Origin of the sequence: Methanobrevibacter smithii ATCC 35061, from assembly GCF_000016525.1 — an archaeon.
GTDB classification, from domain to species: domain Archaea; phylum Methanobacteriota; class Methanobacteria; order Methanobacteriales; family Methanobacteriaceae; genus Methanocatella; species Methanocatella smithii.
Map to the genome: position 1 here is coordinate 1,578,049 of NC_009515.1, position 20,481 is coordinate 1,598,529.

Annotated in this window: 18 protein-coding genes and 2 tRNA genes; 18 read left to right on the top strand and 2 right to left on the bottom strand. The window is 31.5% G+C overall.

From position 1 onward, the window contains the following. Nucleotide 1: 1 nt before the first annotated feature. The gene (locus MSM_RS07725) at nucleotides 2–1,297 is read left to right on the top strand and encodes a surface carbohydrate biosynthesis protein (protein ID WP_011954583.1); all 1,296 of its coding nucleotides are present in this window, start codon (nucleotides 2–4) and stop codon (nucleotides 1,295–1,297) included. Here MSM_RS07725 and MSM_RS07730 read toward each other — a convergent pair. Beyond that, nucleotides 1,285–2,118 (bottom strand): LicD family protein, encoded by an 834-nt coding sequence (locus MSM_RS07730; RefSeq protein WP_048058644.1) that lies wholly within the window; start codon nucleotides 2,116–2,118, stop codon nucleotides 1,285–1,287. The genes MSM_RS07725 and MSM_RS07730 overlap by 13 nt on opposite strands. Nucleotides 2,119–2,247: 129 nt before the next feature. Between MSM_RS07730 and MSM_RS07735 the strand changes: the two genes are divergently transcribed. The 9 genes from MSM_RS07735 to MSM_RS07780 all read left to right on the top strand — a co-directional run bounded on the left by MSM_RS07735 (nucleotide 2,248) and on the right by MSM_RS07780 (nucleotide 10,881). Further along, nucleotides 2,248–3,291, top strand: a complete 1,044-nt coding sequence (locus MSM_RS07735; protein WP_011954585.1) for a glycosyltransferase family 2 protein — start codon at nucleotides 2,248–2,250, stop codon at nucleotides 3,289–3,291. Nucleotides 3,292–3,317: 26 nt separating this feature from the next. Next, nucleotides 3,318–3,767: a hypothetical protein gene (locus MSM_RS07740; RefSeq protein ID WP_011954586.1), complete on the top strand. Its 450-nt coding sequence runs from the start codon at nucleotides 3,318–3,320 to the stop codon at nucleotides 3,765–3,767. A gap of 62 nt (nucleotides 3,768–3,829) precedes the next feature. After that, nucleotides 3,830–4,561, top strand: a complete 732-nt coding sequence (gene purC, locus MSM_RS07745) for a phosphoribosylaminoimidazolesuccinocarboxamide synthase (RefSeq protein WP_004035282.1) — start codon at nucleotides 3,830–3,832, stop codon at nucleotides 4,559–4,561. 13 nt (nucleotides 4,562–4,574) lie between these two features. Then, nucleotides 4,575–4,841, top strand: coding sequence for a phosphoribosylformylglycinamidine synthase subunit PurS (purS, locus tag MSM_RS07750; protein WP_004033481.1), 267 nt, complete (start codon nucleotides 4,575–4,577; stop codon nucleotides 4,839–4,841). A gap of 12 nt (nucleotides 4,842–4,853) precedes the next feature. Beyond that, nucleotides 4,854–5,498, top strand: coding sequence for a phosphoribosylformylglycinamidine synthase subunit PurQ (gene purQ / locus MSM_RS07755; RefSeq protein ID WP_011954587.1), 645 nt, complete (start codon nucleotides 4,854–4,856; stop codon nucleotides 5,496–5,498). Between the two features lie 9 nt (nucleotides 5,499–5,507). Beyond that, nucleotides 5,508–6,218, top strand: a complete 711-nt coding sequence (gene cobA, locus MSM_RS07760; protein WP_004033483.1) for a uroporphyrinogen-III C-methyltransferase — start codon at nucleotides 5,508–5,510, stop codon at nucleotides 6,216–6,218. A gap of 9 nt (nucleotides 6,219–6,227) precedes the next feature. Continuing rightward, nucleotides 6,228–8,009, top strand: a complete 1,782-nt coding sequence (gene glmS, locus MSM_RS07765; RefSeq protein ID WP_011954588.1) for a glutamine--fructose-6-phosphate transaminase (isomerizing) — start codon at nucleotides 6,228–6,230, stop codon at nucleotides 8,007–8,009. 5 nt (nucleotides 8,010–8,014) lie between these two features. Then, nucleotides 8,015–8,323 carry a hypothetical protein gene (locus MSM_RS07770; RefSeq protein WP_011954589.1) on the top strand — a complete coding sequence of 103 codons (309 nt, stop codon included), beginning with the start codon at nucleotides 8,015–8,017 and terminating at the stop codon, nucleotides 8,321–8,323. A 674-nt stretch (nucleotides 8,324–8,997) separates the two neighbouring features. Further along, nucleotides 8,998–10,881 carry an adhesin gene (locus MSM_RS07780; protein WP_233417976.1) on the top strand — a complete coding sequence of 628 codons (1,884 nt, stop codon included), beginning with the start codon at nucleotides 8,998–9,000 and terminating at the stop codon, nucleotides 10,879–10,881. Here the strand turns inward: MSM_RS07780 and MSM_RS07785 are convergent. After that, entirely contained in the window at nucleotides 10,866–12,089 is a 1,224-nt protein-coding gene (locus tag MSM_RS07785; RefSeq protein WP_011954591.1) for an MnmC family methyltransferase, read from the bottom strand. The two genes, MSM_RS07780 and MSM_RS07785, sit on opposite strands and share 16 nt — an antisense overlap. A 210-nt stretch (nucleotides 12,090–12,299) precedes the next feature. Between MSM_RS07785 and MSM_RS07790 the strand changes: the two genes are divergently transcribed. From MSM_RS07790 to MSM_RS07825, 8 genes are all read left to right on the top strand, one after another. Beyond that, nucleotides 12,300–13,358, top strand: a complete 1,059-nt coding sequence (locus MSM_RS07790; RefSeq protein ID WP_004033498.1) for an acyltransferase — start codon at nucleotides 12,300–12,302, stop codon at nucleotides 13,356–13,358. Nucleotides 13,359–13,460: 102 nt separating this feature from the next. After that, nucleotides 13,461–15,440: a tRNA guanosine(15) transglycosylase TgtA gene (gene tgtA, locus MSM_RS07795; RefSeq protein ID WP_011954592.1), complete on the top strand. Its 1,980-nt coding sequence runs from the start codon at nucleotides 13,461–13,463 to the stop codon at nucleotides 15,438–15,440. 15 nt (nucleotides 15,441–15,455) lie between these two features. Next, on the top strand, nucleotides 15,456–16,118 hold the full coding sequence (locus tag MSM_RS07800) for a class I SAM-dependent methyltransferase (protein ID WP_004035273.1): 663 nt from the start codon (nucleotides 15,456–15,458) through the stop codon (nucleotides 16,116–16,118). 52 nt (nucleotides 16,119–16,170) lie between these two features. Continuing rightward, nucleotides 16,171–17,601, top strand: coding sequence for a flippase (locus MSM_RS07805; RefSeq protein ID WP_011954593.1), 1,431 nt, complete (start codon nucleotides 16,171–16,173; stop codon nucleotides 17,599–17,601). Nucleotides 17,602–17,650: 49 nt separating this feature from the next. Next, entirely contained in the window at nucleotides 17,651–19,078 is a 1,428-nt protein-coding gene (locus MSM_RS07810; protein ID WP_004033513.1) for a flippase, read from the top strand. A 55-nt stretch (nucleotides 19,079–19,133) separates the two neighbouring features. Beyond that, nucleotides 19,134–19,207, top strand: a tRNA-Gly gene (locus tag MSM_RS07815). 5 nt (nucleotides 19,208–19,212) lie between these two features. Next, a tRNA-Gly gene (locus MSM_RS07820) sits at nucleotides 19,213–19,286 on the top strand. Nucleotides 19,287–19,437: 151 nt separating this feature from the next. Beyond that, nucleotides 19,438–20,475 carry a hydroxymethylglutaryl-CoA synthase gene (locus tag MSM_RS07825; RefSeq protein ID WP_004035269.1) on the top strand — a complete coding sequence of 346 codons (1,038 nt, stop codon included), beginning with the start codon at nucleotides 19,438–19,440 and terminating at the stop codon, nucleotides 20,473–20,475. The last annotated feature ends 6 nt before the right edge of the window (nucleotides 20,476–20,481 follow it).

A 20,481-nucleotide genomic window follows, 5' to 3' on the forward strand; every position in this document is an offset into this window, starting at 1 on the left:
AATGGCTGATATTGTAATCTTTTATGAACTTCCGGAAAGGGAATTAAATAATGCTAATCTTTTAAAAGCAGAATTTGAAAAAAGAGGATATTCTGTTGATATATTAGGTTATTATAATTACAGGGAACTTATTTTTCCAAGAAAATATAAACCTAAATTATTGATTGGTCAGGCAGGTTATAACAATAATGACATTGAAAGATATACTGTCAGATTCAAACCTAAAATCGATAAGATACTTAATTTAAGATATGAACAGGTAATAGCTAAAAGAATTCTTGATTCTAAAGCTCATTATCCAAAAGAGTATATGAAAAAAGCCAGTCATGTTTGCTGGAGTGAAAATATAAAACAGGATATGATGGCTGAAGGAATTGATGAAAAAAATTTACCTGTTACTGGTGATATTAAAACAGATTTCTCAAATCACCGCTTTGATTCATTTTTCAAAACTAAAGATCAGCTGGCAAGTGAATTTAATTTGGATTCATCCAAGGAATGGATTTTATTTATTTCAAGTTTCACATTTAATGAAAAAGATTCTAAACGTTTAATGAGTATGAATCATAATCTGGATGATGGTAAATATATGCAAAAATGGAATGTTGAATCAAAAGCTATCGTAATGGAATGGTTTGAGAAATTCCTAAAAACACATCCTGAAAAGGAATTTATTTACCGTCCACATCCTGTTGAATTCAATGTCCTTGATGAAGACTCTACAATCAGTATTTTAGATGAAAAATATCCTAATTTCCATTATATCAATAAATATGCAATTCAGGAATGGATCAGGCCATGCGATTATTTAAACACTGTTATAAGTACTTCTATTATTGATGTTTACTTGCTGGAAAAACAGTGCAATATTTTAAGACCTGTTGAATTAAATCCTGACTTTGATAATCCGTTGCTTGTTGGAGCTAAAACTATCTGCACTTATGATGAATTTGAAAAGTTAAACACGGATAAAAACACTGATGAATTCCCGGTTTCTCGTGAAATGATTGGTCAGTATTATGATTTTGGAGATAAGTTGGCTTATGAGAGAATTTGTGATTATGCAGAAAAGATGATTAATGATGATTCGTTTAAGCATGATTTCTATCCGAATCCGTCAAGATTCCACAGATTGAAGTTTATTATTAAAAGGTCTCTTGATGTACCGAAATTAATTCCTGCTGTTATCAAGTCAGCTATTAAAAACAAGTCATCCACATCCAAAACCAAAGACAACAGGTCAATTTATGAAAAAAATGCTAAAAAAATAAGGGAAATTGTAAATCAGTCTTCATAAGGGCCAAAATCTATTTTTTGAGTTATATGATTATATCTTTCAGATTCTGGAGGTAATTTCATATAATCTCCATAGATTTGTGTAAGGATGCTGTCAAGATTATTCGGGCAGTGAACTTCAACATCTTCAAACATTATTGTTTTTCCCGGTTTGAAATCACTTATTTTATAAATTTGGGGATGGTGAAGAGCTGAAATATCACAGACACATTCACAGTCTTTATCATTGTATTTGTCCAGTAATTTATGGGTTTTATCAAATAATGATTCTCTTGAAATATTAAACAGCTTTAAAAATGCATGTCCTGTATTGGCTAATGCCTGAACTAATGAAGGATATCCTTTAAATTTTATAACAGACATTGCAAGTAATCTGTCTAAGACACGGCAACGTTTTACATGGAAGAATCGTTTTAGTTTATTGTCCGGAACTTTGTCCAATACAAATATGTCAATGTCAATTCCTAAATCAAAATCTACCTGATTGACCCACCATTCTTCAAAAATAGTGTTTTTGAGCATGATTTTTGAAAATAAAAAGAAGTAATCCTTTGTTTTGCTTGTTAAAAAATTATATTTATTGTTGGGTTTGGATAATGCGACTTTTTTAAACTTTTCATAGTCTTTTCTAAACATAATAATGTCTATGTCATCATCCCATGGAATAAAACCGCCATGTCTGACGGCACCTAATGCACTGCCTCCGTAAATAAAATACTCAATGTTGTTTTCTTCACAAATAGCTATAAAATCCTTTAGAATCATAAGCTCCAATTCCTGCAGTTTGTGAATAGTTTCATCAGAATAATCAGTATAATGCATCATTTTCCCTTTTTAAAAAACTTGTTAAATTATTATTTATAATTAATATACATATATAACTTTTCTAATGGAAATTTTTATTAATTATGTTTGGTATAATTTATAGTTATACAATTGGATAGGAAAAATATGACTTTTAAAATTAGTGTAGTAATGCCTGTTTATAATGCTGAAAAGGAATTGAATGCAGCTATTGATTCAATAATCAACCAGTCTTTAGGTTTTGAAAATATTGAGCTGATAATAGTTGATGACTGTTCAACTGATAATTCCAGAAACATTATAAGTGATTATGCTAATGAATATGATAATATTGTTCCTGTTTTTTTAGATGAAAACTCAGGGCTTCCAGGTAAGCCACGCAGTTTAGGTATTAAATATGCCAGTGCCGATTACATTTCCTTTTTAGATTCTGATGATGAATATCTTAAGGAAGGTCTTGAAAATTTGTACAATACTATTTTAACTCAAGACTCTGATTTTGTAATCGGATCACATATCATTAATCTGGATGGAGATAAGGTTAAGGTTAAATTCCTCCAAAGTGATGAAAGATTAGTGAATTTAAATCCTTTGGAATCTCAGGAAATATTTGACAGCTTAAGTTTGAATTATTTTGTAGCTCCATGGGGTAAAATCTTTAAAAAAGAATTAATTTTAGATAACAATATCTCATTCCCGGAAGATACTCTGTGTGAAGACACTTATTTTTATTTTAAGGCACTGATAAATTCAAACAAGATTTCTGTTTTACCAAATACTCAAGTTTATATGTATAACACATTTGAACATAAAAAAACAGCCATTCATGGTCATGATATTAAAAAATTCAACAGATTTCTAAAGGGTATGTATAATGTCAATGATCTTCTGGAACCGGTTAAATTGTCTCAGCATGTAACAATCGGGGAAAATATCGGAAGTTTGCTTTTAATATTTTCTAATTTGGATAAAAGTCATAAGATGTATGCGGTTAAAGAAATTTACAAGTTTGAAAAGCATTTAAACTGCAAAATAGATATTCATAGAAGAGAAATTGCTGTTTTAAACAATAAAGTTTTAAATAAACAGTTTAAACAGGCTATTTTCATTTCCAAACTTTATACTTCACTTTACAATAATCAGACAATAAAAAATCTTTACAGGAAGTTCAATATTCGGAAAAATAACTAAGTTTTGTTTTATTGGTGTGTTTGTAAATGGGTAAAAAAACCAAAAAGAAGTTTTGGACTATGCCAAAAACCAGGAAGTTCAAATCTTTTAAAAAAAGACAGGATAATGAATATTACTTAACTGAAGTTAGACTCAATAAGGAAATTAAGGAATTTCGGGAAATGTTCAACAGTCTGTCATATCCTTTGTCTGTTGATGAATATGATGATATGGATTCCCGCAGACTGAAAATTAAGTTTTTATTTTCTAAACAGGAGAAAAAAGTCTGGAATAAATCCGATAATCGCCGCCGCATTTATCTGGAACAGTTAGCTTTTTTTAAACATGTTTATGTTAAATGGAAACATATAACTTATCCGATTTATCTGGAAAGACACTATGGGGTTCCTCACCATACTACATTTTTTGTTCCGTGGTTTTTGAAAAAGAAAGATAAAAAGAAATTTATTTCTGTTGTAGCTAATGGTTTAGTTTAATTTATATAGTATTTTAATCAGAATTATACATAATATAAATTTAAAAATTACTTGTTGATATCATGGATAAAAAAGAGTTAATTAATAATGGTAAAGTAAAGAGTGTATATACTACTGATGATGAAAATGCAGTTATCATTGAGTTTAGAGATGATATGACTGCAGGTGACGGTGCAAGAAAAGAAGTGATGAATAAAAAAGGTTCTTATAATGCACTTATTTCCACTAAACTTTTTAAAGTATTGGAGGAAAACGGTATTAAAACACAGTTTATTGATTTGCCTGAAACTAATGTTATGGTAGCTAAAAAATTGGAAATGATACCTATTGAGGTTATTGTTAGAAATATAGCTACAGGCAGTTTAATTCGTAAATATCCAATAGCTGACGGTACTAAATTAGATCCTCCTATTGTTCAAATGGATTTTAAAGCAGATGAATTCCATGACCCTATGCTTAATGATTCCATTATTAAAGCTTTAGGATTAGCTACTCAGGAAGAAATTGATGAATTAACCGAAAAAGCATTAAAAATTAATGAAGTTTTATCTGAATTCCTTTTAGAAGCTGGAATTATCTTGGTTGATTTCAAAGTTGAATTCGGTAAAGATAAAAACGGCGAAATTATTTTAGGTGATGAAATTAGCCCAGACGGATGCAGGTTATGGGATAGTGAAACCTTGGATATGTTGGATAAGGAATTGTTCAGAAAAGGTAAAGACAATGAAGTTATGGACGCTTATGTGGAAGTTTATAACAGAATTATCCCTGATGACGAGAAAATAGAATTGTAAGGAGTTTTTAGAAATGATTTTTGATATTGAAGTTAAAGTATCTCTTAAAGAAGGTATGTTAAACCCGGAAGCTACAACTATTGAAAGGTCTCTTGCTTTACTTGGTTATGATGTTAAAAATGCTAAAACTGTAGACATCATCAAATTCCAAATGGAAGGAGAAGACAGGGAAGCTATAAGGGAAGACGTTGTAGACATGTGTGAAAGATTACTTTGTAATCCTGTAATTCATAATTATAAAATTACTGTTATTCCACAAAACTCTGCTTGTGGGGCTTAAGGGGTTTTTATAATGAAAATTGGAGTAATTAGATTTCCGGGAACCAACTGTGATAGGGATGTGGCCAGAGCTATTGAACTTGCAGGTTTAACTCCTGAATATATCTGGTGGAATCAGGAAGATTTAACAGATTTTGACGGTATTGTAATTCCTGGGGGATTTTCTTATGGTGATTATTTAAGAGCAGGTGCTATGGCTTCCATCACTCCTGTTATTGATGGTATTAAAGCATTGGTTAAAGAGGAAAAACCTGTTTTAGGAATATGTAACGGAGCTCAAATTCTTGGTGAAATAGGTCTTGTTCCAGGTGTTTTCATAACTAATGAAAATCCTAAATTTAACTGTGAATGGGTTGATTTGAAAGTCGGAACTGCAAGAACACCTTTTACAAAATCATTTAAAAAAGGTCAGACTTTACAGATTCCAATAGCTCATGCAGAAGGAAGGTTTTACACAGAGGATATTGATTTATTAAAAGATCAAGATCAGATAGTTTTACAATTTAAAGATAAAAATCCTAATGGTTCTATGGAAGCTATTACCAGTGTTTGTGATGAGTCAGGTCTTGTTTGTGCAATGATGCCTCATCCTGAACGTGCTTGTGAAGAAATATTAGGTTCTAGTGACGGGTTAAACTTTTTTAAAGGATTTTTATAAGTGATTTAGATGGTAGTTTATTTAGTGGGTGCAGGTCCTGGAGATGCTGATTTAATAACTCTTAAAGCTATAAAAGCTCTAAATAAAGCAGATGTTGTTTTATATGATTATCTGGCTAATGATGAAATTTTAGAGCATGCTCCAAAGGATGCCAAAAAGATATATGTTGGTAAGAAAGCTGGAGAACATTATAAAACACAAGACCAAATTAATGAATTGATTGTCGAGCAGGCTAAGGAAAATGACACTGTTGTTCGTCTTAAAGGAGGGGATCCTTTTGTTTTTGGTCGTGGAGGAGAAGAAATATTAGCTTTAATGGAAAATGATATCAAATTTGAAGTAATTCCTGGTGTAACATCAGCTATTGGAGCGCCAACATCACTTGGGCTACCTGTAACTCATAGAGCTATAGCTACCTCTGTAACATTGGTAACTGGTCATGAAGATCCTACTAAAAAGGAAAGTCAGGTTAAGTGGGATTATACTGCAGATACATTAGTTATATTAATGGGTATAGGCAATATTAAAGAGAACACAAGTGAAATTATGAAGTACCGTTCAGGAGATACACCTGTTTGTGTTATAGAAAGCGGTACTCTTCCAGATGAAAATGTGATTTTCGGAACTCTTGAGAATATAGCTGATAAGGAAATTAACACTCCTGCTATTTTGATTATTGGAGATGTAGTAAGTCTTTATAAAGACATTTATAATTATTGAGGTGTAACAATGTGTGGGATTGTAGGTTGCATATTAAAAAACAATAAAAATGCAGCTCCTGTTCTTTTAGATTGTATATCTAAATTGGAATATAGAGGTTATGATTCAATAGGTATCGCTACAGTTAGTGATGGTATTAACATTAAAAAAGATAAGGGGGAAATTAAAGAGGTTGATTCTAAATTAGATTTGGCTGATATGCCTGGTCATTATGGTATTGCACATGTTCGCTGGGCTACTCATGGTGATCCAAATAAAATTAATGCTCATCCTCATACTGATGAAAATGAATCAGTAGCTGTAGTTCACAATGGTATTATTGAAAATTATTTGGATATTAAATCTCAGCTTGAAGAAGAAGGCCATGTATTTAAATCAGATACTGATACTGAGGTTATTCCTCATTTAATAGAAAAATATATGGACAAAGGATTTGATTTGGAAGATGCTGTACGTGAAACAATCGGAATAATTCACGGAGCTTATGCAATAGCTGCTGTTAGTAAAAATGAACCTGATAAAATAATAGCTACCCGTAAAGACAGTCCTTTAATTGTCGGTATTGGTGAAGACGGATATTACCTAGCTTCTGATTCTCCGGCTATACTGGAATATGCAAGAGACATAATCTATCCTGAAAAAGGGGAACTGGTCATTATTGATGAAAATGAAATAGTGGTCAAGGATGAATTTGACAATGTTATAGAAAAAGAAATTGAAACTATTGACTGGACTCCTGAAATGGCTGAAAAGGAAGGTTATGACTATTTCATGATTAAAGAAATCAATGAACAGGCTACAGCAGTTAGAAACACTTTAACTGAAAGGGATAATATTCAGGAAATTATTGATGATTTGGGAGATATTTCAAGAATCTGTTTTGTAGCATGTGGTACATCTTTCCATGCTTCTATAACTGGTAAATATCTTTTAGAATCTTTGGCAGGTATTCCGACTGATGTTATTTTAGCTTCTGAATTTAAATACTCTGCAAATACATTAAACGAAGATACTTTAGTTATTTTCATATCCCAATCAGGTGAAACAGCAGACAGTCTTAAGGCACTGGATTTAGCTAATGAAACATCCAAAACTTTAGGTGTAGTTAATGTAGCAGGTTCAGCTATTACAAGGCGTGCTGATTATGTGATACAAACTCAGGCAGGTCCTGAGATTGGAGTTGCTGCAACCAAAACTTATGTAAGTCAATTGACTGCTATTTATTTATTTGCAGCATTAATAGCTAAAGATGAAAAATTGCTTGAAGATATCTACAAGGTCCCTGATTTCATTGAGGAGCTACTGAAAGAAGTTGATTCAATTAAGACAATGTCTAAAAAATATAAGTTTGCCCGTGACTTTTTCTTTATTGGAAGAGGATATTCTTATCCTATAGCTTTGGAAGGAGCTTTAAAACTTAAAGAAATTACCTATATTCATGGTGAAGGTTATGCTGCAGGTGAACTTAAACATGGGCCACTTGCACTTATTGATGAGGGAATTCCTGTTGTTGTAATACTGCCTCCTGGAGAAAACCACAGAAAAACAATGAGTAATTTGGAAGAAGTTAAATCCCGTGGTGCAGATATTTTAGCTATCGGTTCTAAGAATGATGAAAGACTAAAACTAAAGTCTGATGATTTGTTTACTATAGACAGTGATGTTAATGAAGTTATTGCACCTTTAGTTTATATAGTGCCATTACAATTGCTGGCATATTATGTGGCTGTTGAAAAAGGTTTGGATCCTGATAAGCCTAAAAACTTAGCTAAATGTGTAACAGTGGAGTGAGATTTATGATTTCAATTTTTAAACTTGATGGAGAAGAATCTAAAGCTATTTTTGCTTTGGAATTTAACGAAACTCCATATTTATTTTTATATTTCAATCAGGAATGGGTTAATGAAACCGACCCTGAAGTTAAAGCTCTAAAAGAAGAATATTCTAAAGCAATGGATTTAAACGATTTAAGAGATTTGGAGTTAGGTGAAAGTATTGATTTTGATGATGGTGTCATACTTTGCTTATCTAAATTTGAAAATCCGAACTCCGGAGTTAAAGATATTTTATATTCCTATTCAGAACTTCTACTTGTAGATGATTAAAAAATATGTTTTTGAATTAGCTATTAATTATATTAATTAAATAGCTATTATTTTACTATTTATTTTGCAATACTCTTATTTAATTGACTTTCTTTTGCATTATTCTAATACTTCCTTGAAAAGCAGTTTTTCCAAAATCTGTTTTTGAAACTTAATTTAACTATTTTGTTTGGTTTAATTAATTTAAATATTTGGGATAATCTAATTTTGCAGTTTATTTGTGTGTTTTTTATAATTTGGATTGCAGTATTTTGGAATCTGATTTAAACATAATAATTCATTGTTTTTTAGATAATTTTAAGTTTAATTTTTATCATATTTTAATTTAGATAGTTAATTAATTGCTGTTTATTAAAATAATGGATTAACTATTGTTGATTATTAAAATAAGCCTTCAGATTAATTTTACTTTAAGCTTATTAATTTATTTGGCTCTCGTAGCTTTATTTGACTAAATACCTTAGGAAAATTCTCCTGTGATTTTTAATTATAACTTATTAACAATTTTTAAATACTTACAATTATCTATATTTTTTTTAAGCTTTAAATTGCTTATTTTAGCTATTTTAACTTTATTTGAGCTTATTTTGAAATTCAAAAGCTTTTTATAAGAAAAGATAAAAACAATATACACACAAGAAAAAAATATTTCTTGATTCATAAGAGGTGGACTTATGTTTGGCAATAAAATGAAGATATTTTTAATAACACTTTGTTTCATGTTGTCTGTATCTGCAGTTGGTGCGGCTTCAGATGTTGGTAATGTGGTGTCATTTGATGACGATGTTGAAACAAGTGATTTGGATGTTGATCCTCCATCGGGGATTGATGATATAAATAATGTAACTTATTCTAAATCCGAATATACTCGAGAACCGGTTATTTATGGTGAAGACCTTTCAATGTATTATAAAAACGGAAGCCGGTATGAAGTATCTATATATCAGGATGGTAAACTTATAAATTCTCAAAATAATGATTCTAAAGTAATTTTCAATGTTAATGGTGTGAATTACACAAAAGAATTGGTAAACGGTAAAGCTTTCATAGGGATTAACTTAAATCCTGGAAATTACACAATAACTACATTTTATCATTATACAGACGGATTAGCTACCAAGACCAATAATATTGAAGTATTGTCTACTATTCAGGCTAATGATGTTGTTAAGTTTTTTAGGAATGGTACTCAGTATTGTGCTAAGTTTTTGGATGGTTGTGGCAGTCCTTTGGTTAATGCCAGTGTTATTTTTAATATTAATGGTGTTTTTTATAAAAAGCAGACTGATGATAATGGTATGGCCAAATTGAATATTAATTTGCGCCCTGGTGTGTATATTTTAACTGCTATGCATCCTGACGCTTTGATGTATGGAAGTAATATCACTGTACTGTCTACTATTCTGGCTAATGATGTTGTTAAGTTTTTTAGGAATGGTACTCAGTATTGTGCTAAGTTTTTGGATGGTTGTGGCAGTCCTTTGGTTAATGCCAGTGTTACTTTTAATATTAACGGTGTGCTTTACAAAAAACAGACTGATTATGAAGGTGTAGCTAGGCTGAATATCAACCTCTTTCCGGGAAAGTATATTTTAACTGCTATGCATCCTGACGGTTTGATGTATGGATATAATATTACTGTACTGTCTACTATTCATGGAGACGACATTGTTAAGTTTTTTAGGAATGGTACTCAGTATTGTGCTAAGTTTTTGGATGGTTGTGGCAGTCCTTTGGTTAATGCCAGTGTTATTTTTAATATTAATGGTGTTTTTTATAAAAAGCAGACTGATGATAATGGTATGGCCAGATTGAATATTGACCTATTTCCTGGAGAGTATATTTTAACTGCAATTCATTTAAACGGTGAAGAAAAAGCAAATATTATTAAAGTATTGACTACTATTTCAGCAGAGGATATTTCATTAATTGAGAATAAAAGTGGAGTATTTGTACTTAAAACTCATGACGGTGCAAGAAATGTATCAATAACAATTGATGGTGTTGAATACATTGTTCAAACTGATGATGGAGGTGTTGCTACTTTGAATGTTTCTTTATCAAAGGGTAATCATGCAGTACTTTCCAAGAACTTGAATTCAGGAGAGGAAATATTCAATACGATTTATGTAATGGAAGATCCTGCTTTTATTAAATACTACAGCATTTACGGTGTATCTCCTGATGGAAAATATATTATGGCTATCGGAAGACCTTCAGCTGCTGGTGAATTAAGCAAATATGGTTATACATTATACAAATCAGTATTTGAAAGAATATGTCCATGCTGCAGAAGTGACAGACTTTACTGGGGAATATTTTGGGCAGGCAGTGAAACAGCAAACTGGGGTGTTTTCCCAGCTACTGGTTTAAAAGAGTCAGGAAGTGCAGAAGGTCATATATTCTGTGCTAAATGTGATGCAGATTTCTCTGTTATTGATGGTAAAAACCATGGTGGCGGTTCTAAAAATCTGATAAAAGTTATTTCTACTGTCAGTTCATCGAAGGATGAAGCATACATATTAAAAAATGGACAAATGCCTTATTCGGCATTATAATCTCCATTTTTTACTTTTTCTAATTTTTCAGTCATGTCTAGTATTCTAGTTCTTGAATTGTTTTTCAAGTCTTGTTTTTCAGTATAATTTTCCTCACATTCTAAAATATAAAAGGCTTCTTTGGAAGTAGTTGATGGAATGTTCATTTTAGCTAAATTACGCTCAACACGTCTTTTTAATTTTTCATCTTCCATATTTTTAGTTAGAAAAATCGGTGTTTTGACAGCAGAGGATATTTTGGTGTTGTGTCTTGCATCATGTCTGACTTCTGCCCGTTTATCTAAAATAAAATCACTGCTGTTGTTTAGATTAGGGTCTCTAAATGGAATGCCTACATCAGATAAAGCTATTCTGATTTCATCGTTTTTTGGAAGGGATTTATCAAGAACTTCTGGATTTGGACTGGCTAGGGTTCCTCCCTGTTTTCTTCCGAAAATAGGTCCCTGACCAACATAAAATCCAGCTTCTATAAAACCTGCCCTGACTGGTGCAGAAGAAGTATAAGTAGCTATGATACCTCTGTCTTTAATTACACGTCTGAACTCCCTGAAGAAATCCAGAGAAAATAATTCAGGAGCCATATTTTGACTGAATGGGTCTAAAAATATTGCATCATAATAGTTGTCTTCCAAATTTTGAACAGTTTGTCTTGCATCTTCAATATAAACATTGATGTCAATATTTTCAGGAATTTTGCATTTTTCATAGCTAATGCCGGCATAATCCTGTTTTATTAATTCATTTTCAATAGCTTTTTTGGTAATGTCATGTTCCGGAATTGGTGAGGGAACTAAAAGACCGCATGCAAGAGTAGCTTTTGAAATTTCAACCATATCAATTTGTAAACTGGAATCTGAGCTATTTTTAATAAAATCGGCTATTGCAGCAGATGAATTGTATCCAAGTCCTGCACAGATATCTAAAATAGCTAGATCTTCATCGTAGTTGAATTTCATAGGTTTGATAAATTTCTCAAATGATTCACTTATTGCACCTGTAGATGTATGAAGTGTTTCAACTTTGTGATTTATTTCCTTTGAATTAATGGAATATGATCCGTCATCAGTTAAAACAAAATAATCCTTGTTTCCATCAAAAAAATTACATCTTGAATTAATATTTCCACTACTTCTTTCTTTTTCAAAACAGCTGTTGACTAAATCAAAAATATCATCATTGATTACTCTGGCATTTTTTTCATAACTCATTTTAATCTATTTAAATAATTAATTTTTGACTAATATAAATCTATTAGAAAAAGTAAAAATCGGTTTTATAAATCATTACAAGAATATGATACTTTAAAAAAGATAATTATTACTGATATTATTTATGATATGTCAGGTTTGATATAATTTAAATTCAGATTACTATAATTTTAAATACTGTCATGATACAATATTATGTGGTGACTTTTTTTGGAATTTTTCAATTTTGATGTTGGTAAAAATCGTATATATAATGTGGATTGGCTTAAGACTATTGCAATACTTGCGGTATTGTTATTGCACTGTTCTTCGAAATATTTGATGCCGGATTTTGTGTTTCAGCCAAATTGGTACTGTGGAGTATTTTTTGAATCACTTTCCAGATTCGGTGTTCCTTTATTTATCATGGTTTCAGGATTTCTTATTTTAAGAAAAGACCAACCAATTTCATCTGTTCCTAGAAGAATTAAAAGGGTTTTAATTCCTTTTATTTTTTGGCTAGTAGTCTATGTAATTGCTAAATTTGCAATGATTTATCATTCATTTGATTTAATTCAATTTGGATACTTTTTAATTCAGGCATTTTTAGACCCAACTATTGTTTCAATCGAGTTTTGGTTTGTTTACATGATTGTAGGGTTGTATATATTTTCACCGATTATTACTACATGGCTGCATAATGCCGAAATTTATGAAATTGAGTATTTTTTAATTGTATGGGCTTTGATTTCCTTTGTAGGATTTTCAAATGTTGATTTTTTATTATATGATTATTTAAAATATTTCACAGGAAGTATCGGTTATTTTATATTGGGATATTATTTATACATTAAACAAAAATCTGTTTTAAAAAATAAAAACTTCGGACTGGTACTGTTTGTAGCAGGAACATTGTTGTCATTTTTAGGAACAGTATTGTCTTCTATGGCGATTGGTGGACAGTCTTTATTATTTTTTAATTTAGGTGATGTAACTCCAAATGCCTGTCTTCAAGCTATTGGAATGTTTATAATAGTATTAAACACAGATTGTGAAAAATATTCTAAATCAGTTAATAATGCTTTTGTTTTTTGCAGTATTGGAAGTTATGGAGTTTATTTAGCTAATGTTTTATTTATTAACATTTTCGATAAAATTCTTTCATTTAATGTTATGGGAAATGCTGCACTGACTATAGTTTTAGAATGTATTGCTGTTTTTATAATCTGTAATATTTTTATTAGACTGATGAGTAAAGTTCCGGTTTTAGAGAAATTTTCCGGAATTTAATCTTTTTTATTTTTTTACTTCAATTTTTATTTTAAAAATGAGGAAAATTTATATAATTTCTAATTTAAATTTTATTTTAACTAATAAAATAAGGTTAATTAAATGTTTGAGATTAAAGCTAAAGATAATAGAGGCAGAGTTGGTGTTTTGAAAACTAACTCTGGTGATGTAAAAACCCCTAATTTAATGCCAGTTATCCATCCTCGTAAACAAACTATTGATGTTAAAAAATATGGGGCAGATATAGTTATTACCAATGCTTATTTAATTTACAAAGATGAGGATTTAAAAAAGAAAGCTGCAGAAATAGGGCTTCATAAGTTAATTAATTTTGACGGTCCGATTATGACGGATTCAGGTTCGTTCCAACTGTCTGTTTACGGTGATGTTGATATTACAAATAAAGAGGTTATTGAGTTTCAGGAATTGATTAAAACAGACATTGGAACTAGTTTGGATATTCCAACAGCACCTTTTGTAACCCGTGAAAAGGCTGAAGCAGATTTGGAAGTTACTTTGGAAAGGGCTAAGGAAGCTGTTGATTACAGAAATTCCCAAAATATGGAAATGAAATTGAATTCTGTAGTTCAAGGTTCAACTTTTCCTGATTTAAGAAGAAAATGTGCAGATGAACTGACTAAATTAGATGCGGATTTGTATCCTATAGGTGCAGTAGTTCCGTTAATGGAATCATATCATTATAAGGAGCTTGTTGATGTTGTAATGAACAGTGTAGCACATCTTCCGGACAGTAAGCCCCGTCACTTGATGGGTGCAGGCCATCCGATGATTTTTGCCTTGGCTGTAGCTATGGGATGTGATTTGTTTGATTCAGCAGCTTATATATTATATGCTGAAGATGACCGTTTATTGTCTGTAAGAGGAACTTACAAACTTGAAAACTTACAGGAAATGCCATGTTCATGTGAAGTTTGCTGCAACTACACTCCGGATGACTTAAGGGCTATGCCTAAAGAAAAAAGAAGAGATTTAATAGCTCAGCATAACTTAAATGTTTCATTTGCTGAGTTAAGATTAATTAGGCAGGCTATTTATGAAGGTTCATTAATGGAACTTGTTGAAGAACGCTGCAGAGCACACCCTAATCTGCTTGAAGCTCTTCGCCAATTAGGCAACTACAGCAAAGATTTGGAAAAATATGATCCGAGAAGTAAAAAATCAGCATTTTTCTACACAGGTTCAGAATCATTATACAGAAGTGAAGTTTTAAGGCATATTCAAAAGCTAAGGGCAATGCCCAGAAAACGTGATTTGGTAATATTGCCTCCTTCACGTAAACCTTACAGCAAATATGTTTCAAGTAAGCTTGGAAACTTTTATGTTTATGGAAGTGAACAGGAATTGGATTTGAACAATACTGATTTTATGGTATTGGATATTCCGTTCGGTCTTATTCCTCTTGAAATTGATGAAATATATCCATTAAGTCAAAATGAATCTCCAAGAACCTGGGATGTAAGCAGTCTGGAATTTATTGAGGACTTTATCTCAGAATTTGTAGAATACTATGATCAGGTCTTAATTCACTCCAATGTTATTAAAAAATTGGATATTGGATTATATAATATTCATTCACAGTCTGATGAAATCAGATATGCAAAAGATGACCTTAAAAAGGTTAAGGCAATAGCTGACTATCAGTTTGGTGTCGGAGCAGGTGATGCTTTATTTGCAGGTAATATAAAAATTGAAAAAAGTAAAAAAACAGGTAAGATAAGACATATTTATGACGGAAAAACATTAATTGTAAATATGAGAGCTTCTGACAGCTTTTTAATCCTTTCAAAAGAAGGTGCAAAAAGACTCCATGCAGCTACACAATATCCTAAAAACAGAGTTGTAGTAAATAAGGACTCAGAACCATTTTCACTTGAAGGAAAAAGCGTTTTTGCCAAATTCGTCGTGGAATGTGATGAGGATATAAGAGCTAAGGATGAAGTTTTAATTGTAAATGAAGAGGACAAGTTGCTTGCTTATGGTAAGGCATTACTTGGGGCCTGTGAAATCAACGATTTCCAAACAGGACAGGCTATTAAAACACGTAAAGGAATGAAAAAATAAGGAGGAAAACATAATATGTCTGATAAAGTAAATACTGGCAACAATATGGAAGATAAAAAACTTATTAAAAATGCAAGAAAACCTGAAGGAAAATTAGGTCATGAAATACTTGACAGGATGAATAAATCTCATGAAACAATGGCCAGATGGGGAGTCAGTCATTTTAACATTGATGAAACAGATAAAATCCTTGATATCGGATGTGGCGGAGGGAAAAATCTTGAACGCTTCGCTAAACAAATAGGTAAAGACGGATGTGTTGTTGGAATTGATTACTCTGAAGTAAGTGTTGAAAAATCCACTGATTTAAATAAACAGGCCATAGATGATGGCAAAGTTAAAGTCTTACAGGGATCTGTATCTGAAATGCCCTTTGAAGATGAAAGCTTTGACATTGTAACAGGTTTTGAAACAATTTATTTCTGGCCGGATTTTATAAATGACTTAAAAGAAGTAAACAGGGTTCTTAAAAAAGACGGTTTGGTATTTTTCTGTAACGAAGCAGTTTACAGAGAAGGTAAAATGGATAAATATGAAGATTTAATAGAATTGTTGGATATGAAAATTTATTCTGAAGATGTTTTGAAATCAGCACTTGAAAAAGCAGGTTTTAAAGATTTTCAGGCATTTATTCAGGATGAAAATGAGTGGATTTGTGTAACTGCAAGAAAAGCTTAACTATTAAAAACAATATAATATCATTTTTCAAATACTCCTAAGGTTTAAAATTATGAATAAGGTTCGAACAATATTTGCAAATATGAGCTGGCTGATGATTTCCCAAATCATTACCAGTGTTTGTGCTTTTGTTTGGACTATTTTAACTGCACGTTACCTTGGGGTATCTGACTATGGTATTTTAGGAACAGCAACTTCTTTTTCTGTTATTGTAATTGTTGTTGCTGATTTGGGAGTCACTACATATATTACAAGATCCATTTCGGTGGATTATAATGTAGAGGCGGAGTATTTGGGAAATGCACTGTCCCTTAAATTAATACTGTCTGTACTCTATTTGGCAGTGGTTATTTTTATTTCCTATTTGCTGGGATGGGATAATTTTACTATTTTAATAACTTTCCTATTTGCAATTGAAAGTTTAATTAAATCATTTTATAATTTGCTTTTTGCTTCATTTCAGGCTCACGAACAGATGAAATATCAGGCAATTACCAATACCTTACTTAATGTTTTGACTTTGGTATTTATTGTAATGATTTGCTTTACTGATTTCGGTTTGCTTGGAATCACCTTTGCATACATTGCAGCTAATTTAATCGGTTTGATTTATTGTATAGCTGCCCTGACAAAGCATATTATAGTTCCGAAATTATTGTTTGATTTGAAATTTTTTAAGAAACTGATAATTGCGGGAATTCCTTTTGCTTTAACTACACTGTTTTATACATTGTATTATTCAATTGACATGGTTATGATTACTCAGTTTTCAACTACCTATGCAACAGGGCTTTATAATTCTACCTACAAGCTAATTAATGTTTTAACATTGTTTTATACAATTTATTCAGCTGTTATTTTCCCGGTTATGAGCAAGCTGTTTAAACAGGGAAAAGACATGTTGCGCCTTAGCTTTGTCAAATCAATTAAATATTTGTCTATGATTACTATTCCAATAGCTGTAGCTACCTTTTTCTATGCGGGGGATGTGATTTATCTTTGTTATGGTAATCAGTATGCTGATGCAGACAGTGTTTTAAAAATATTGGTGTGGACTGTCTGTTTCTTATTCGTTAACGGTGCATGTTCCATGATTTTAAATGCATCTCATAAGGAAACTTCCGTTACAAAGATTTATTCTTTAGCTGCAGTGTTCAATGCAGGATTAAATTTATGTTTAATACCTTATTTCTCAGCACACGGAGCAGCATTTGCAACAGTAATGACTGATGTTTTAATTTTAATTTTAGAAATGTATATGATTAGTAAAATAAATCAGCTTCCTGACAGGCATTTGATTTTTGATTTGATTAAGATAATTATTGCGTCTGCTGTCATGGGCGGAGTATTTTACCTGGTTAACATGTCATTATGGTTAGCTATTCCTGTTGGTGTTATAGTTTACTTAATAGTTATTACTCTTATAAAATTCTTTGATAACGAGGATAAACTTATAATTAAACAGATTTTAGGTAAAGCTTAATATAGAAAACTGATATATATTAATCCTAGTAATTTGTGAGTTTAGTATTATGAGTAGGGTAAGAACTGTTTTTGCAAATATGAGTTGGTTAATGTTTTCTCAAATCATAACTAGTGTCTGTGCTTTTGTTTGGACTATTTTAACTGCTCGTTATTTAGGTGTATCTGATTATGGTCTTTTAGGTACAGCTACTTCTTTTGCAACTATTTTTGGTGTTTGTGCCGATTTGGGAGTTACTACCTATATTGTCAGATCCATTTCTACAGATTTTGACTCTGAAAAGAAATATTTGGGAAATGCTATTGGTATTAAATTAATATTGGCGGTATTTTACCTGGCAGTGGTATCACTGGCTTTATTTATATTGGGCTGGGATAATTATACTGTTGTAATCTGTTTCTTGTTTGCTGTGGAAAATGTAATTAAGTCATTTCAAACTGCAATGTATTCTTCATTCCAGGCTCACGAAATGATGAAGTATCAGGCTATTACAAATACTTTGCTTAATGTTTTAACATTTATATTCATTGTAGCTGTTACATTTACAAATTATGGGTTATGGGGAATTACTTTAGCATATATTGCAGCTAATTTAATCGGTTTAGTTTATGCGACTTTGGCTTTATCTAAAAAGATTATTGTTCCAAAACCGTTGTTTGATAAGGCTTTTTGTAAAAAGTTAGTTATTGGAGGCCTTCCTTTTGCATTGACTAGCTTATTTTATATGATTTATTATTCAATTGACATGGTTATGATTACCCAGTTTGCAAATACCTATGCAACAGGGCTTTATAATTCATCTTATAAGTTAATCAATGTTTTAACTCTGTTTTATACAATTTACACTTCTGTTATTTTCCCGGTTATGAGCAAACTGTTTAAACAGGACGGAAATTTACTGCAGTTTAGTTTTGTCAAATCCATCAAGTATCTGTCTATGGTTACTATTCCTATAGCTATTGCTACTTTTTTCTATGGGGGAGATGTAATTTCATTATGTTATGGTAATCAGTATGCGGAAGCAGGAGAAGTTTTAAAAATCCTTATTTGGACTGTTTGCTTCTTATTTATTAATGGAGCATGTTCCATGATTTTAAATGCATCCCACAGAGAAACTGCAGTTACTAAAATTTATTGTTTGGCTGCTTTGTTTAATGTTGCCTTGAATTTTATTTTAATACCTCATTTCTCAGTTTACGGTGCTTCAGTAGCTACTGTAATTAGTGAGATTTTAATTTTAGCTTTGGAATTATACACCATTTATAAAATTAATCAGCTTCCTGACAGACATCTTCTGGTTGATATTTTAAAAGTTGTACTTTGTGCAAGTGTTATGGGTGTTGTTTTACATATTCTTAATCTTAATTTATGGTTAGCTATTCCTGTAGGAGTTGTAGTTTATTTAATAGCTATTATTCTTACTAAAACATTTGATGATCAGGATAAACTGATTTTTAAACGAATTGTTGGAAAATAGTTTTACCAAAAACTTTATATACTATCAAAACAAAAGTATAATTGTTGTCTGTTATGCGGTGTTAGTCCAGCCTGGTTAAGACTCTAGCCTGCCACGTTAGAGACCCGGGTTCAAATCCCGGACGCCGCATTTATGCAGTTGTGGTATAGTCTGGTTATTACTTGGGCCTTCCAAGCCTACAACCCGGGTTCGAATCCCGGCAACTGCATTTGTTTTATCTAATTTTCTTATTTTTTTCTTAATTCTTATTATACTGATTAGTTTTTTTAGTTACTTTTATATAATACTTTTTATAAAGATTAAATTACTAAAGTTAGTTTTCTAACTAATTTATAAATTAAAAAAATCTTGGTGATTCTATGGTAGGAATTGTTGGATATGGGGCATATGTGCCGTCATATAGAATAAAAGTGGAAGAAATTGCTAAAGTGTGGGGAGATGATCCTGTTGCTTTATCAAGGGGTTTAGTTGTAAACGAAAAATCCGTACCTTCTGCTGATGAAGATACTGCTACTATTGCAGTAACTGCTGCTAGATATGCTCTAGCAAGAGCTCAGATTGACCCACAAAAAATAGGGGCGATTTATGTTGGTTCTGAATCACATCCTTATGCAGTAAAACCATCTGCAACTATTGTTGCAGAAGCTATAAATGCTACTCCTGATTTGACTGCTGCTGATTTAGAATTTGCTTGTAAAGCTGGAACTGCTGGAATTCAAATGACTATGGGGCTTGTGGATTCCGATATGATTGAGTATGGATTAGCTATTGGTGCTGATACTTCTCAAGGTGCACCTGGAGATGCATTGGAATATACTGCATCTGCTGGAGGTGCAGCATATATTATTGGTAAAGATAACACTCTTGCTGATATTGAAGAAACATACAGTTTTACTACTGATACTCCTGATTTTTATAGAAGAGAAGGACAAGACTATCCATCTCATGGTGGCCGTTTCACTGGAGAACCTGCATACTTCAAACATGTGTTAAGTGCTGCAAAAGGTTTATTTGAAAAAACTGATTCAAAACCTGAAGATTATGATTATGCTTGTTTCCACCAGCCTAACGGTAAATTTTACTTAAGGGCAGGTAAAAAACTTGGATTTACTAGTGAACAAATCAAACAAGGTCTTTTAACTCCAAATATTGGAAACACCTATTCTGGTGCAGTTCCATTAGCTTTATCTAATATTTTAGATGTTGCAGAACCGGGAGATAAAATATTTGTTGTTTCATACGGATCAGGTGCAGGTAGTGACGGATTTACCTTAACAGTTAATGAAGAAATTAAAGAAAAAAGAGATTTAGCTCCAAAAACACAAGACATCATTGATAGAAAACAATATGTTGATTATGCTGTTTATGCTAAATTTAAAGGCAAAATTAAAATGTAGGTGTAA

What these genes read in the sequence shown, in the direction of transcription:
- MSM_RS07780 (WP_233417976.1), top strand. Translation starts at nt 8,998, where the DNA reads ATGTTTGGCAATAAAATGAAGATATTTTTAATAACACTTTGTTTCATG.
- MSM_RS07825 (WP_004035269.1), top strand. Translation starts at nt 19,438, where the DNA reads ATGGTAGGAATTGTTGGATATGGGGCATATGTGCCGTCATATAGAATA.
- MSM_RS07805 (WP_011954593.1), top strand. Translation starts at nt 16,171, where the DNA reads ATGAATAAGGTTCGAACAATATTTGCAAATATGAGCTGGCTGATGATT.
- MSM_RS07810 (WP_004033513.1), top strand. Translation starts at nt 17,651, where the DNA reads ATGAGTAGGGTAAGAACTGTTTTTGCAAATATGAGTTGGTTAATGTTT.
- MSM_RS07800 (WP_004035273.1), top strand. Translation starts at nt 15,456, where the DNA reads ATGTCTGATAAAGTAAATACTGGCAACAATATGGAAGATAAAAAACTT.
- purS (WP_004033481.1), top strand. Translation starts at nt 4,575, where the DNA reads ATGATTTTTGATATTGAAGTTAAAGTATCTCTTAAAGAAGGTATGTTA.
- tgtA (WP_011954592.1), top strand. Translation starts at nt 13,461, where the DNA reads ATGTTTGAGATTAAAGCTAAAGATAATAGAGGCAGAGTTGGTGTTTTG.
- purC (WP_004035282.1), top strand. Translation starts at nt 3,830, where the DNA reads ATGGATAAAAAAGAGTTAATTAATAATGGTAAAGTAAAGAGTGTATAT.
- MSM_RS07730 (WP_048058644.1), bottom strand. Translation starts at nt 2,118, where the DNA reads ATGCATTATACTGATTATTCTGATGAAACTATTCACAAACTGCAGGAA.
- MSM_RS07735 (WP_011954585.1), top strand. Translation starts at nt 2,248, where the DNA reads ATGACTTTTAAAATTAGTGTAGTAATGCCTGTTTATAATGCTGAAAAG.
- purQ (WP_011954587.1), top strand. Translation starts at nt 4,854, where the DNA reads ATGAAAATTGGAGTAATTAGATTTCCGGGAACCAACTGTGATAGGGAT.
- MSM_RS07785 (WP_011954591.1), bottom strand. Translation starts at nt 12,089, where the DNA reads ATGAGTTATGAAAAAAATGCCAGAGTAATCAATGATGATATTTTTGAT.
- cobA (WP_004033483.1), top strand. Translation starts at nt 5,508, where the DNA reads ATGGTAGTTTATTTAGTGGGTGCAGGTCCTGGAGATGCTGATTTAATA.
- glmS (WP_011954588.1), top strand. Translation starts at nt 6,228, where the DNA reads ATGTGTGGGATTGTAGGTTGCATATTAAAAAACAATAAAAATGCAGCT.
- MSM_RS07725 (WP_011954583.1), top strand. Translation starts at nt 2, where the DNA reads ATGGCTGATATTGTAATCTTTTATGAACTTCCGGAAAGGGAATTAAAT.
- MSM_RS07740 (WP_011954586.1), top strand. Translation starts at nt 3,318, where the DNA reads ATGGGTAAAAAAACCAAAAAGAAGTTTTGGACTATGCCAAAAACCAGG.
- MSM_RS07770 (WP_011954589.1), top strand. Translation starts at nt 8,015, where the DNA reads ATGATTTCAATTTTTAAACTTGATGGAGAAGAATCTAAAGCTATTTTT.